The 15,015-nt window shown below is 42.5% G+C and carries 13 protein-coding genes and 1 CRISPR repeat array (1 of these 14 only partly in view); of the genes, 4 read left to right on the forward strand and 9 right to left on the reverse strand.

What is annotated here, in order from left to right; translation table 11 throughout:
• Positions 1-27: 27 nt before the first annotated feature.
• From H6G14_RS11915 to H6G14_RS11950, 8 genes are all read right to left on the reverse strand, one after another.
• Positions 28-1,716 carry a phage tail sheath family protein gene (locus tag H6G14_RS11915; protein ID WP_242053414.1) on the reverse strand — a complete coding sequence of 563 codons (1,689 nt, stop codon included), beginning with the start codon at positions 1,714-1,716 and terminating at the stop codon, positions 28-30.
• 113 nt (positions 1,717-1,829) lie between these two features.
• A complete protein-coding gene (locus tag H6G14_RS11920; RefSeq protein ID WP_190567617.1) occupies positions 1,830-2,168 on the reverse strand; it encodes a hypothetical protein in 339 nt (112 codons plus the stop codon).
• 4 nt (positions 2,169-2,172) lie between these two features.
• Positions 2,173-2,832, reverse strand: a complete 660-nt coding sequence (locus H6G14_RS11925) for a Pvc16 family protein (RefSeq protein WP_190567618.1) — start codon at positions 2,830-2,832, stop codon at positions 2,173-2,175.
• A 659-nt stretch (positions 2,833-3,491) separates the two neighbouring features.
• Positions 3,492-5,597: an AAA family ATPase gene (locus tag H6G14_RS11930; RefSeq protein ID WP_190567619.1), complete on the reverse strand. Its 2,106-nt coding sequence runs from the start codon at positions 5,595-5,597 to the stop codon at positions 3,492-3,494.
• A gap of 290 nt (positions 5,598-5,887) precedes the next feature.
• Positions 5,888-6,271 carry a toxin-antitoxin system TumE family protein gene (locus H6G14_RS11935; RefSeq protein WP_190567620.1) on the reverse strand — a complete coding sequence of 128 codons (384 nt, stop codon included), beginning with the start codon at positions 6,269-6,271 and terminating at the stop codon, positions 5,888-5,890.
• Positions 6,261-6,551 carry a hypothetical protein gene (locus H6G14_RS11940; protein WP_190567621.1) on the reverse strand — a complete coding sequence of 97 codons (291 nt, stop codon included), beginning with the start codon at positions 6,549-6,551 and terminating at the stop codon, positions 6,261-6,263. The genes H6G14_RS11935 and H6G14_RS11940 overlap by 11 nt, the downstream gene beginning before the upstream one ends.
• A gap of 185 nt (positions 6,552-6,736) precedes the next feature.
• The gene (locus tag H6G14_RS11945) at positions 6,737-9,073 is read right to left on the reverse strand and encodes an eCIS core domain-containing protein (protein ID WP_190567622.1); all 2,337 of its coding nucleotides are present in this window, start codon (positions 9,071-9,073) and stop codon (positions 6,737-6,739) included.
• Positions 9,074-9,202: 129 nt separating this feature from the next.
• Positions 9,203-10,834: an SAM-dependent methyltransferase gene (locus H6G14_RS11950; protein ID WP_190567623.1), complete on the reverse strand. Its 1,632-nt coding sequence runs from the start codon at positions 10,832-10,834 to the stop codon at positions 9,203-9,205.
• Positions 10,835-11,184: 350 nt separating this feature from the next.
• Between H6G14_RS11950 and H6G14_RS11955 the strand changes: the two genes are divergently transcribed.
• Together H6G14_RS11955 and H6G14_RS11960 are read left to right on the forward strand one after the other, a co-directional pair.
• Positions 11,185-11,448, forward strand: a complete 264-nt coding sequence (locus H6G14_RS11955; protein ID WP_242053415.1) for a helix-turn-helix domain-containing protein — start codon at positions 11,185-11,187, stop codon at positions 11,446-11,448.
• 132 nt (positions 11,449-11,580) lie between these two features.
• Positions 11,581-11,883, forward strand: a complete 303-nt coding sequence (locus tag H6G14_RS11960; RefSeq protein ID WP_190567625.1) for a hypothetical protein — start codon at positions 11,581-11,583, stop codon at positions 11,881-11,883.
• 42 nt (positions 11,884-11,925) lie between these two features.
• On the opposite strand, the gene H6G14_RS11965 is transcribed toward H6G14_RS11960, so the two are convergent.
• Complete coding sequence (locus H6G14_RS11965; RefSeq protein WP_242053416.1) at positions 11,926-13,944, reverse strand: TnsD family Tn7-like transposition protein; 2,019 nt, start codon at positions 13,942-13,944, stop codon at positions 11,926-11,928.
• A 179-nt stretch (positions 13,945-14,123) separates the two neighbouring features.
• Here H6G14_RS11965 and H6G14_RS11970 point away from each other — a divergent pair, with 179 nt between their 5' ends.
• Positions 14,124-14,360, forward strand: coding sequence for a hypothetical protein (locus H6G14_RS11970; protein ID WP_199326138.1), 237 nt, complete (start codon positions 14,124-14,126; stop codon positions 14,358-14,360).
• A gap of 44 nt (positions 14,361-14,404) precedes the next feature.
• Positions 14,405-14,539, forward strand: coding sequence for a hypothetical protein (locus H6G14_RS34010; protein WP_277884312.1), 135 nt, complete (start codon positions 14,405-14,407; stop codon positions 14,537-14,539).
• Positions 14,540-14,587: 48 nt separating this feature from the next.
• A CRISPR array of direct repeats spans positions 14,588-15,015; the repeat unit is 36 nt; unit sequence CTGCTCAACGCCTAACGACATCTAATGTTAAAGCAC; it runs 254 nt beyond the window's last position.

Below are 15,015 nucleotides of genomic sequence, written 5' to 3' on the forward strand. Positions count from 1 at the left end.
GAAAAATACACTGAATTATCCTTCAGCCTAAGATCCACCGTTGCCTGTTTGTTGACTCAAACTGAAAATCACAAACTCTGCTGGCGTTACTACAGAAACCCCGATTTGAGCGACAACTTTCCCCAGCCTGCGTTCTTCTGGGGGATTAGTTTCGGCATCGCATTTCACGAAAAAGGCTTCTTCAGGGGTATTACCAAATAAAGCTCCACTACGCCAAACAGTCGTCAAAAAGGCAGTGACTTCTCGTCGAATCCGCGCCCACAGATCGGGGGAATTTGGCTCAAATACAACCCACTGAGTTCCTTCATCAATGGATTCACGAATGTAGTTAAATAAGCGGCGCGTGCTGATGTACTGGAAATCACCATTATCTTTTCCACCCCAGGTACGAGCACCCCATACCAAAATGCTGCCATTCAGTTCCCGAATGCAGTTTACTCCTTGAGAGTTCAAGCCATCTTGATGCCGTTTGCTGATTTTGTGAGCTACACCTAGAGCGCCAAAGATTGGTTCATTGGCAGGTGCTTTGAACACACCTCGCTGACTATCAACCCGCGCATAAATTCCCGCAATATGACCGCTAGGCGGCACATTGATATTTTTATTGCTGGCTGAATCGTAAACCTGAATCCAGGGGTAATATAGTGCAGCGTAATCTGATTTTGCGGGTAATGTTAATTTTTTGTCTGCAACACTAACTTCTTTATTTGGCTCAAAGCCCTCCAAGTTGTCCAATTTTTCTGGCCCATCAAAAATTGCGACTCGATCTTGAGTTGTTTGTCGGCAGTGGATATCAATCTCTGAGAGGATCGTTGAATCTGTTATACCTGGAGCCGCTACGATGGCAATTTCATCAATCGCCTCAAATTTTTCTAGAGCATCTTTAATCTCGCCGTTTGAATTAATTACTATGACAAAACATCGAGTGCCGCCATTTTTGAAAAAGCCAGATACTGCATGGACAAAGCGGTTATGTTCTAGTAAGGCAGAGAAATCACCAAAATGCTTCTTAAACTCACTAAAGTTAGTACAGAGTTTAGCCTCTTTAGAATTAATTGACTCGCCTTTAATTGGAGGAAATTCTACAAGCAAATTGGCTAAATCATCATCAATGACAGTATCCTTCTTATATGTGATAGATGCAGATTCAACCTTAACAGGCACTAATAGAAGTTTATTGGCTAATGACACTTCTCCCTGATTTTCTACTTGTAATTCTTGTTGCATTTTAATCGTTATTTTATCACCCAATGCTTGTTTGAGTTTGCCCTGAAAAGTCTTAGAAATAGGATCTCCTGGTTTTAATATAGTTGGTTTCTCTACATCGAGATGAAGCGTTAAAGTTTCATTTACACGTTTATCAATCAATTCGTCCAATTTAGCATCATTAGATTCACTAATATTTACTATTTGTTCTACCGTGATTGTTTTAACATTTGAGCTTGCTTTGATGATTTTTGCATTTAGCTCACTTAGCGCACCTTGTGGAATATTTTTGTCTGTAATTTGAACTGTAATATCCTGCGCTAGTTTTTCCCCAATTATAGCTGCTCCGCTACTTGTTGTTCTTTTGTTCTCTGAATTAGCCACCACTTTTTCAGATGAAATAATGCCAATAAATCCTGCTGTACTGGTTCCTACACCAGCAATTGGAGCAGATGATTTTTCCTCAAAAACGTAAACACCAGGAGCTTTTGTGACATCAAATGAAACCATAATCTGTCTCCGTAGATAATGAATAAAGGCAGGATTAGCTATTTTAAAGACTCTGGATTGGAAATCTTCAAATTTAAAAATGTAAATTCATTTTTAATACTAAATATCTTTTTTTATAAGGTATTACTTGAATACTTTTTATCTGAGAGTTCAACTTCAACTCGGTAATTCCCTTCAGGCAAATCTTTGAAATAAAATGTACAATCAGATTGAGTTTGAGTTTGATTGAAATATTTATCTGATGTTGATTGTACCTCCTTAAATAGTTTCATGATCGCTGAACAAACAGGTTCTTCAACAGTTACTTTCTCTTCTTTTTCGTTTGTTTTTTTGCTATCTACCGAAACATTTTGAACTACTTGACCAATTACAGACAACCGATGTCGTATCGTACCGCCTTGTTCCCGTGCGATCGCAATCCAATCTTGCGGGTTCGGCTTCCAACTTTGCATGGCGTTAACCCCTGTCAGAACGTTTAAGGTGAAAATTAGTTTCGGTTTGTGTGACCAATTCAATTTTTTCTTCTTGCCCAGTTGGTACTGCAATAGTAACTGTATAATTGATAGCTGCTTTGGGCTTGCCACCTGTCGCCTGCCAAAATTCGCCTAAACTTTGCAGCCGACTAGGTCGCATTGCTACTGCTCTAATAGGTGGTTCTAGTCCTACTAACTCACCTTCTAAATATTCATTAGGAATGCGGGGATATCGCAGCAAAATTTTTAAGACTTCGCCCAGTATCTTATGCTCCGTTGCGGCATTAGAGGGTGTAGTCCAACACGTAATCAGGTAAGAACAATCAACTCGTGCCGGAGCACGCCAACGTACTGCCATAACTGGGTTATCTGGATTACCGTTCTCAGGAATAGAACGTTGTAATGACCAATTATTGCTACGAAGTTCTAAATTTTCTTGAATATCATAGAGAAATAAATGTATGCCTATACTGCCTTGACCATTATTAGATCCTGGAGCCTCAAAGGAAATTTCCAAGTGCTGACCACCATCAGTATTAGATGTAGGCGCATTAGACGATGAACTAGAAATTCCTGTCAAAGAGAAATGTTCAAGCTCTTTTTTTAAAAGATTTTCAAGGCTTTTGTCCAAGGCATCAAGCATAAATGTTCATCGCTAATTGGTAATACCATTGCCCTCAGGTTATCGATGATCAGTCCTAACGAAACTTACGCCAACGTCATTATTTAGAGAAAGTAACTTTGGGAACATCAACACTAATCAAACTTAGTTAGTAAAAACAATCAATAACTCAATCTGGTAATCATATTTCGTTAGAATAATAAAATATGATTTCCATGTTTAGAAATTCTAACTACCAGTTAAAGCCCAGAGAATTAGGCTTTTTTATTTTTTACGTAAATACACTGTTCCTAAGATTTCTGTATTTTTCTCCTTTTTAGTCCAAAAAACAAGTTAGCTTTACATTTATTTTCATGATTTAGCCTTTCTTGGAAGATGTTTAAAAAGTGACACAGTTAATACCAATTTTCCAAAAGACAGCTATAGGCGATCGCGCAAAGACTTATACCAATTCTCCAAAATAAACCTACACATAGACGGCAGGGGGCAAGGGAAGAATGATCTGTAGCCAGGATTTAGAGAAATGGTATTAGAGACAGGGAAGGTGATTAATCTGTGAAGAGATTATAAATAAACAGTATAAAAGTTGATGCTAAAAACCTCACCGTCAGCCCAATCGCTGCAAGCTAGATGAAAGTCACAAAAGTTTCTGGTGATTGGGTTAGGATACAGCCTATGATTTACTGAATATACTGCTGAAATTTTTGCACAGACAATAAGCGTCCCATCTTGAGATACTCTTGTTCAGCCGATCGCAGTATATGCAGCATTGTTACCGGACTCTCCTCTGCTGCGGCTAAAAATGCTGCGGCTAAAGCGATATTACGAATATGCGCTCCCGGAATATCTAGCTCAGCTGCCAAAAGGTCAAGGGCATCCTCATCAATTTGCTTGGGTAAGGTGGCTGGCCAAATTTGTTGCCATATCTGCCGACGATGCTGATTACTGGGAATGGGAAAATCAACAATAGCTCGCAGCCTACGACTAAAGGCTGTATCTAAATTGCTACGCATATTGGTGGTTAAGATAGCTAATCCTTCATAGGATTCCATCTGCTGGAGCAGGTAGCCAATTTCAATATTGGCGTAGCGATCGTGGGCATCCTGAACCTCAGAACGCTTGCCAAATAGGGCATCGGCTTCATCAAACAACAGAATAGCATTGGAGCTAGTAGCTGCTGTAAAAATTTTGCTCAAATTCTTTTCCGTTTCGCCAATATATTTGCTGACAACCTGAGACAAATCAATTTTGTATAGATCGAGATCCAGGTCATGGGCAATTACATCAGCCGCCATCGTTTTACCCGTACCAGGAGGCCCCGCAAACAGCACATTGATTCCCTTTCCCAAGGAAAGCTTTTGCTCAAATCCCCAAGTTGCATAAACTTTCTGGCGATACCGGAGTTGATTACAAATATCTTGGAGCTGCTGCTTCTGTCTGTTGGGTAATACAATATCATCCCAGGTATAGTGGGGGTCAATTTTTGGTGCAAGCGTAGACAAATCATGACCAGCTTGGGCACGGGCACCTACAAACAAGTCTTCCACCAGGATAACGGCTCCACTTTCAGAACCAGACCTTCCCATCACTTTTTGGCGGGCGATCGCTACGCTGTTCTCAATTTGGCTGGGGCTGAAGCGAAATCTATCGGCTAAGGACAGTACATCAACTGGAGTCAGATGATTGTTAGTATTCCTCAGCGCCTGTTGCCAAATACTTTGTCTTTGGGCAGTGTCTGGTATGGGGATAGGAACGACGATCGCGCCTAGTTTTCCTGTGCTGGCTGGTTGCCAGGATTCTCGTCCGGCAAAGAGAATGGGAGGGCGATCGCTCTGGTGATTGGTGAAGAAGGGAGGCAAATTCTGGAGCGATCGCAGCAGTTGGTAGACTTGGTAAGTATCAGCAGTCTGTCCAAGGGTGTCAACCCCATCAAAGTAGGACAACGCTTGGTGGAAATGGGCTTCTCTCAAGGCAAGTGCAAATATTTGCTGTAGCTCTAGTTTTTGCTCCTGGAGGTATTGCAGCTTGATTACCAGTAGCGATCGCTTAAGTTCGTGGGCAATGGCAGCAGCCGCTTGTTTGCAGAGATCGGGCGAGCCGTAGAGGTAAAAATTTGGGGCGGGTTGCAGTTGGGCAGAGTGTAGAGTTTGTTTAATTTCTGAAGCAACTGCCAAATCAGATAAGGCTTGAGTTGGGGAGACAATTTCACCTATGTTGGCAAGGCGGGGATCGAGGTGGAGTTGTCCCAAACAAAAGCGGACTATTTGATCGTCAACTTTTAGGCTATGGGTTAAAAGGGTAGGCTCAACCGATTTAGGATCGGGAATCAGGTGCAGAAGGTGTTGGCGAATCAGGGGAGCATGAGGGGCAAGGGCTGCTCTGAGTGCTAGTTTTGCTTCGGCATTCGGACAGAGCAAATTGAGGACAAGATCGACGGTGGGGCGTTTTTGGGTGATGTCGTCATGCAGGTAGCCGTAGATTTGCTCGTAGCGGCGATCAAATTCCGGGGCGAGAGCGATGAGGAAAATATCGAGTTCAACAGGAGAAAGCTGGAAGCTATCGGCGAAGGCTGGGAGGAGAAGGGAGAAATCGTTTGTTTGAGGTATCCAGAGATGGGGAGAACCAGGCGGGCGATCGAGCAGATGTTCGACGGTTTCGAGGCTGATGTATAGATGCCCAGTGCCGCTATGAGTAGCCTCGGCTTTGACGAGGGCATCGGCGAGTAGGTTGTCGAGCCGTAGGAAACAAATGTTCAGTTGATTGGTGATGGAGTTAGCATCTGGCATGAATTCACTTACCTTTGCTCAATTCCTTGATTCTGTCTCAAAAAACACTGCTCCTAGCGATCGCATTTCTCATAACCATTAATCATAACGACAATAGTTGACCTGAAAGTCTTATTCACGTGCTTTAAATTTTACAATGGATACCCTAGAGTCTTACCGCCATATCATTCAGTTGCTGTCTCTACATGCGATCGCACTGCTGTTGTCGAATCCACAGGTGATTTTTTGAGTAATATATGAAAAAGGAGCAGAGTTTTTAGGCGATCGCTTCTCCCCCCGTCAGGATTGTCTTATCCTAATATTTTTTCAATTTCCTTTAGCACCTCAGCTAAAAAAGGAGCATTTGATGTAACAACATTATCCTCACTTCCATCATGTTTATGATGAGGAAAGGTAGTCAGATTTAATTTCCGGTGATGCTCAGTATTGTCATAGCGAAAAATTAGGTTATTCTCTGAACTCATATATTGATAACTATACATTTTTCTATTTATGGATATTTCTACATAAACAAATTCTCTTAAATGGAGCAATGAATTATCTGGAAATTCGAGTTTTCCTCTGATAAAACCTTCATACATTCCTCTTTTTTCGTGTTCAATATTAAATGATTGAAGTATTTGCGAAGATTCAATTAAAATCTGAATCTGCTGAAAATAGTCTTCAATCAACAAAATGAATCTCCTCTATTGATTCTTTTGTTTGTTGTAAATGTGCCAACATTCGAGCTTCTCCGATCCATTCATCAAAATCAAAACTATGGGATAATTCATCATTATTAAAGCGGGTGATAAATTCCTGTGTTGATAATTGATATTTAGTTTCAAATTCCTGAAGACGTTCTTCTGTTCTTTTAATGCCTGCCGTCACACTTTGTAATCTTTCTGACAAAGCACTTTGAATAATTCGTCTGAGGGAATCCGGATCTTTTGACTTAAGTTTGAGTTCAGCCATTATCTTTATCCTTGACTGCTATTGTAGAGTTTACGATATATTCTTTGGGATGGAGCAGAATTTTTAAGCGATGGCCCAAAAGTCAAAGCAATATAATTATGGTGTCGTACTTTCAGTTAATGCACTCTACATGATAGTGATCGCACTTCACAAAATCAGCGATCGCACTGGATATTTAACCGTTTTTATACAAACGAGCGTAGCTCATACGCTATCATACTCTCTATTCTCTGCTTTACATCTTCTTTCTTGTCCATATATTGATTCTTGATCACCTCTATTACTTCCTGTGGGGTTCTTGTGCGTGTGTACTTTATGTGGTGCAAGAACAATAGTATGGCGTGCCTTTCGTATATCGAGTCTTTGTACCCTGGATCACTTTCCTGCAATTTGAGTTCTACTTTATCTTTGTAGATTGTCTGGAAGTCCTGTGGACTCGGCAAGTTCATTTTTTGTATAATTGTTGCCGCATAGAGTGATCCTTGTCCTGCTTCCTCTAATATCTGCTTCGCCTTTTTCCCTCTGTTTACTCCTTTTGTTCCTTTAATTCTCTTGTAATACGCCTTTATTGAGCGGAATCCTACTTCTACGATAGATCGTACATTTCCTATTGTTTTTAATACTGCCTCTGCCACTCCGGTTATTCCTCCTGTTGCAATAGTCACTATACGTGATACTCCGCTACTGAGGAGAGTTAATGTTTTTGCTGTCATGGACAATATTGAACGCAGAATCTTTTTCGATGAGTATCGTAGAGTTTCCGCATATTCCGATGTCATCCCTCCGATCTTTACTGCTTCGTCGCTATAAGTTGACTGCTTTCTGAACTCCATACATAGCCTTATCCTGCTAACCAACGAATACAACATTTTGATTCCACGGAGAAGGTCAACAAATCCTAGAATGTTTGATGCAATGTTCACTATCTCTGGAAGTGGATCTCCGATTCTTTCTACCATCCCCTCTCCCTCTGACTTCAGCCATGCACCCACTGCACTTACTGTATCATTGATCCACATTAACCCGGTCCATAACTCCTTACCATACCGTTTCATTTTCTCTATGTTCGTCGGCTTGGTAGATCCATATGTTTCACCGCTTGCCACTACTGGTTTCTCAGCCCGACTTCCTATTACTTCTAAACTTGGTTTCTCTTCTCTATCAATTCCCAGTTCTGGTTCATCATCGACTACTACAGCCCTAGCTGCCACTAATGGTTTCTCAGCCCGACTTCCTATTATTTCTGAACTTGGTTTCTCTTCTCTATCAATTCCCAATTCTGGTTCATCATCATCGACTACTACAGCCTTAGCCGACACCGGAGGTTTAGCTATAGCCGAAACAGGACGTTCATAAACAGCATGTGCGTAGGGCATACTTTTCATAGTATTTACCTTGCCCTGCCATTGGTAAAACTGCGATAACTCATCTGCGGTTAAATAGCCCTTCAATGCCAACGTCATTGTCTCTGCTTGTCTCCACGTTTTATAGTCTTCTCCCCATGCCTTGTTTAATTCTGCTAAACATTCATCTTCGATATACTCTAAATAAGTTCTATATCGTTTGATAGGAATATCGTTGATGACATCGTCCCACGTTGCAAACTTGTGCGGCTTATCATCGTCTGCTAGTTGCTTGAGCTTAGACTCGCGGTAAGGATGGATGCTTGCTGTTACCTTCTCTAGCTCTTTTTCACTAACGGGTTCCTTTGTAGCCCTACCAACGTAAAGAACTCTTTGGATGTAATATGGGGATGATTGCTGCACCACATGAGTCAACTCATGGGCAATCAACTCTTGCCCTCCCCAACTCCCTGGCTGATACTCCCCCCACTTGAAAAACAAATCCTGCCCCGTCGTAAACGCCCGCGCCCCCACACGACGGTTCAACGCATCCGCCTGCTCATCCGTATGCACCCGTACCCTACTAAAATCTGCCCCCATCGCCTGCCCTATCTTCGCCTGCAACTCAGTTGCTAAGGGCTGCCCACCCCCACGGGCACGATTAATCTCGCTCTCAAAATCTGCCGAAACCTCACCGCCTTCAGCCCCCACGCGCTGCACCAGTGGCTTCATTTGCAGCTCATCGTCTTCCTCCATCGCCTCTCGCTGCAAATACGTCATGGGCTTCATTCGCAGTTCATCTTCTTTCAACCTCCGCTGCACCGCCTGCCCATCTCCTGTAGCAGCCGCAGGCGAATGTATATGTTCCACCACCGCCGCCGCTATTCGATCCGCCTCTTGCTCATAGCGATCGCCCGCTGCCCCCACTGTTAACTTTGGCTGCACCACCAACGGCAATTGTCCCCGTTGATGCGACTTTGGCTTCAGCAACTCCCCCACCGCTCGATTACCGAGTGTCTGTTGCATCTCGGTGGGAATATCGTCCTGTCCACTTTGCATTACCTGCCACCCTGGAAACAATGCAGACATTCCATCCCGTTCAGCAGTCCGTTCCGTCTGGGTTACGTTGCGCTGCCTATCTTGCTCCGAGTGTTGCCGAGCCTGCTTTCCTGCTGCCATAAGTTTCCCTGCTCCAAGGTAATGGTTGCCAATTCAATCAACGGCACAGTTCTAATCAGCACTTTACATCAAAATCAGTGCTGAAAATAGTTAGAACACTGCAAAATTTAACACCAGTCACCCCCAGGCTTATTCGGACAGCGACCTCTCTGCTATCTGACTCCGAATCTCTGCTTTCAACTTAATCCGCAATGCCCGCGCAGGCTGAAACTCCGGCTCCATCTCCAGCAACCGATCCAAAACTGCCAGTGCTTTTTCCCAGTTACCCAAATGCAAATAGCACATCGCCACATTATACAGCTTGTGTCCTTCTATCCCCTTCAAACTCAACGACTGCTCAAAATAACTCAACGCCGATTCATACTCCCCAATCTCAAACAACAGCAGCGCCAACCCATTAGCAATATCCTGCTCCTCACCAATCGGATAATACATCGCCCAAATTTGCTCTACTGCCAACCGCACTTCCTCCCCTTCCTCCCTAGTAGCCGACTTCGCCTGCTCCAGTAACCCTGGTAAACAGCCCCAAAAAATATTGGCATCCCAGCCACTCAGCCGCAAGTATGCCAGCAGTTGGTTCAGGTTAAAGGCTTTATATCCCCCTTCTACCCCCTTCTTGAGGGCAAAAAAGTCATCCGGGCTACGTTGCTCGATCGCTTCATAAAACGCCTGTCGAGTTTCACCATAGTTTTGCGGATGGCTACCCAGCAGGAACCCACAAACACACAAACTGCGATGGCGATGAGCTACCGTCAACGCCTGTCCCCCCTGGTGCTGCACATACTTTGCCATTGCATGATAGTTAACCATCAACGAAATACAACTTCCGTGACGACTCATCCCCGGCGTACCGCGCCCTTCTAGGTCAATCTCCCGACAATAGCCCTTATCACCCGTCAACAGCAACATTTGTCCCTTGCTGATGTGGCTCAGTCTTTGCAAAGACCGCAATCCGGCAATGGGAAACAGCAGCGAAGTCTGCGTTAATTTCTGCTGGTATTCTGCCAGAACCCGGTTAAATCCAGACTCCTCATAATAGTCTGATGTTATGGCATGGTTTTCGTAGTCCACAATTAGCCGATCCAACAAATCCGGTGCATCCCAATCTGGCTCAGGTTGGGGAGAAGACAGGGTGATGAGGCGTTCGTAGAGTTGTCCATCTTCCACATAAAACACATCCTGGGGCAGACTATCAAACAAATAATTTGTCATGAACACTAGCGGACGCTGCACTGTTTCTGCCGAAATCACTGCTCCGCTTTTGCTCAAGTGAATTTGGTCATCCCTTACCACATCAAACACCGCCACATCCAAAACACCTTGCTCAAAGAATGGCTGGAGGCGGGGATGGGATAGCCAAAAATCCCGATTCTGCTTTGCCAAATCGGTGAGAATATATTGAATCGGGATATGTTTGAGCAAGGAGCGATCGCGTAAGGCTAAAAACTGCCGCAAAAAATGATAGGCAAACCGCCCTGATCCCGCCCCCAACTCAATCAGATACAATGGCTGTGAGAAAGCTTCTTCCCCATCCTGTCGCAGCGTTGCAGCGTAGTCTCTGAGAAAGCCAAACACAACCTTCCCATAAGCACTAGCCGTGTAGGGATTGCTAGTAATATAGTGGGGCACTGTCCCCGTACTCCAGGCTTTCACTCCCTGGCGATCAAAGAAATTTCGCTGACGCTGCCACAATAATGAACTGGATAACCTCTGATTCCGTTCCAAAACGAAATTATTTGTCAAGATATCTGGAGAACTCATAGAGCGAGCCAAACCTCAATTTGTTCAGGAATTTAAGTTAAAACTTCCAGCTAGCCTAAAAAATAGAGAAAAATGCCTTTTGTACAATAGTTGCATGAAATAGTACCGGAGCGATCGCTACATCCACCACAAGCATAGATATTTTTGCTTAGTGGCAATAGCCCCATTCATCTTTTACTTGGTATAACCCATCCAAAGAACAGGCATGATTGAGCTTTACCAGATTGAGGTTTATTGTGCGATCACTTACCTCTATTCCCATAATTTGTAAACTGTAGTAGCCGAAATCAATAAGCTTTGTTTACTGCTGTAGCTATTATATGAGCAATGAAAGGAATAAAGAAACTAAAATGTATATTTACGTTGCAGACGTTGTTTCTGTAACCTGGAATAAAGACAGAGCAAAAGTTTTAAAGCGTCTGCGTGGTAAAAAGTCTCGGCAGAAATTGGTAGATGAAATTTCGGCTAAGGGTGGGGAATGCTCTCATCAAAACCTGAAAAAATTAGAGTATGGCGAATCCGAGAGTGTTTCTATAAAAGTCTTAGAGGCTGTTTGCTTGGCTTTGGATATTTCCTTAAAGGATTTTCTTAGCACGGTGGAAGTGACTGAATAAAGTTTTTCATATATATATTGATATTGGTTACTTTAGTAGCTAAAATTAAATCTGAAATCAAAAAGGCGATCGCCCCTCCGGGAAGAGAAATGCGATCGCCTTTTGTTAAACCCCATCAATGAGGTTACTCAGATGATTGTACAAGATGAGTTTAGAAACTCAGCCTCGACTGACTCAGAGTTTGAGGAGTATATTGACCAGCTTGCTGATCCAGTAGCACCAGAAATTGAAATCGACTCGGTGTCAGAGGTTTTTGGAGAACTTTATCGAGTTTGGAATGGTTATCAACTTCTCGGCACTTTCTACCAAAATCTGGAGGGTAAATGGGTAGCACAACCCTGTAATAGCGACGATAGACCACGTTGTGATACTCCTTTAGCAGCGCAAATTATCATCATCGCTATGAATGGCTTACTGGTAGCCGACGCGGCCTAACACACAAAGCATTTATCCCATCACTTGGAGAGGTGAATTGAATCACCTCTCTTTCTTGTATGCTTTCTCAAGTTCACTTTCCAGAAATGCACTGACTCTTTGGGAGCAATCCTCTCGCAAAGCAGCAACTCTGACTACCTTCCAGCGCATAATTTCTTCTCCACATTCATCAAGCAGCTTGATTGCCCACTTGATCCGGCGCATTTGAAATCCTTCTACAGTTTCAACTACTGATTCTAAGTAAGCCTTTGTTAAAGGCATCTGGTCGAGATGCTTTTCGAGTAATGCAAGTAAACCAATAGTTTTTCCTACCCTACTAATAGAAATTCTCTCTGGTATCTCAGCGTTAAGTAGCGATCGCACTGCATCTTGAACCTGAGCGAGAATTTGCTGATCTCGCTCATGCCAATCAACTCTCACAACGGAAGGAACGGCAACTTGTAAAGTGGGTGAGTTTTGATTGAGCCATTCTCTGTCATTCCTGTATAGCCAAATATAGGTGGCTGGTACTAGTTTTCTCAGAGTTGTCTTTGAAGCTTCAGGGTTCTGTACTTGTAAAGCCATCCAATTTTGCCTGTGTTTTAATTTGAGTTCAGTTGCAAAATTGGGATCTATTTCTGGTACTTCCTGTAAGCCTACAGAGTCATTTTCTGTTCTAGTCTGCCAATAAGTTGTCAGTTTTAGACGAGATACATAGCGTTTGATAGTTCTAGCATCAACATTTAATCTTCTGGCTGTCTCCCGCAAACCCAACTTTTCAACTTCCACCAATTTTTTCAGCTTTTGCTCCCATAGCTGACCGAATGCCTTGACTTTACCAATGCGAAGTTTGTCTTCATCCGTTTCATCAGGCCCAGTCCGGCAATAAACCATTCCGCAAGCACAAAAAAAAGTACCAACAGGCTTTTTTGTATCGCAGCATAAAGTAATGACTAAATTGGTAATCACTGGTTGTAGATAATGCTCTGCGGCAGCATTGAGACACAACCACGGGGGTTCACCAAAAGGCTTGTATTCAGTCTCTTGTTTGAAAATTTCCTCTACTGATGTTTTCAAAAAACGCATCATCAGCAGATGTCTAAGAGGATGGAAAGACTTCCTATGCTTCCTGACAATGCTAGTAACCCAGTTGCTTGAATCATTATGATTTACCATTGAATCAACGGCACTGAGCATTTCTCGACCATAAAAAAGTAAAAAATGATCCAGTAGTTTTTTCTGGTAAATTCGACCAGTTGCAGTTGCAAGACTCTGCTCAATCATCAGATTGGTGTACTGTTTACGAAACCATTGTGGCTCTTGGCAAGGTATTTCACTATTGAGTAACCACCAAAAATCTTTGGCTAATACCAGTAATTTGTTCAGCGTGTCAGGACTAAAAATACTTGGTTCTTTAGTAATAGAACAGTTCTCTGTACTAGCTGCATAATATTCATGCTTATTAAAACCGTGTAAGGTAACTAGACTATCTTGTAAAACTTCACCATGAAATGGACAAACTAAAACCCCTGGTGTTTGATGTATGCGATGCCAGTAAGGTTCTCCATAATTTTTTAAGTCTTCTTCCCAGCAAGTGGGACAAAACCTAAAATATTTAGGCATAGTAATTGAGCTTGCCATAATTCCGGCTCTTGTATGAATATCTCCCCCATAATCTCCTTTCATAGATTCCAGTACCTGACTAGACCTGTTTACAGGCAAAAAAGGGCTATATAAAGGGTAGAGAGTATGTTTATATATCAAGTCTTCAATTTGGTAATTTGAGATAAATTGTAGGTTTTGAATTAAATTATTAAGATTCGATGGTAAATCCACTGTTGCTACAGTAGATTGCGAATTAAATAATTCTTGAAGTGTAATTTTTGGACTCGTATTGCCACTTCTAATGTGATAACGAGCAATAACACTATATAAAATTTCATCTGGATAAGGTTGAGGGAAAAAACTCACCATATAGTTGTTAAAAATGACCAAATCATTTAGCAGATTTTGATTAATTTGAATTAGATAACCAGCAATTAATGATTGCCCATGAAAAGTAAGCCGTTTAGATGTTGACAAGCCAAACGGTGGGATTAGTTACTCATATCCCTACAAAATAACTATTTAGGCATTACGCAATACCTGTATTATCTAGCCAAGTTAGGCATTACACAATACCTAAACTGTTGGAAAAAGTTTTCATGTTTAACTTCAATGCTGAATATGTTTACTATGATTGGGAGGAATGTAAAAACTAGATGGCAATGGGTAAGAAAGGGCAAAAGGGTCAAAAAGACGTACCAGAACTGTACGATGAGGTGAAGAAACGAGTTAACCTAGCCCTAACTCCTAGCGGGATTGAAGGATTAGATGCGATCGCCGACAGCATGGATTTAAGTCGGTCTGAGTTGGTGGAGAGAATTGGCAGAAAGCTGATCCCAGTCAATGTGAGTTCTCTGACCCAGGAGGATCAGCAAGCCATAAAAAAGCCCTAACCGAACTGATTGCTCTTTACCGTGAGCGATTAAGCGGTGAGGATTTGTCTGTTGATGATAATCAAGATTTGAGCGATCGCCTACGGCGGGGGGAAGCCCATCCCCAATTACAAATACAGAACCAGATTCAGCAGTGGGAAAAAATTCTCAGTAAAATTTCTCGGAATGATGATACTTAATAGGGCTAATCTTGGCTTCACTGACAACTTATTTGTAGCACAGTCTTCCTACTCAACGCCTAACGACATCTAATGGTAAAGCACAACTAAATTAAGAAAATAAATGTTCAATCTTGAACTGCTCAACGCCTAACGACATCTAATGTTAAAGCACAATTGTCGCTGTATTTCCTCTGGGGAAGGATCTCCTGCTCAACGCCTAACGACATCTAATGTTAAAGCACGGAGGATGGAGTTACTGTTATTACTGCTCCTCATGTCTGCTCAACGCCTAACGACATCTAATGTTAAAGCACAGTGAGCGCACGCTGAATGATCTCTTTATCGTTATTCTGCTCAACGCCTAACGACATCTAATGTTAAAGCACCTGAGCAACGTCCAATGTATTTTGCGTTTGACCAACTGCTCAACGCCTAACGACATCTAATGTTAAAGCACGAAAGGTAAAATCCTGAGCATTGGAGAATACCTTGGG

Source organism: Nostoc parmelioides FACHB-3921 (assembly GCF_014696625.1).
GTDB classification, from domain to species: Bacteria; Cyanobacteriota; Cyanobacteriia; order Cyanobacteriales; family Nostocaceae; genus Trichormus; species Trichormus parmelioides.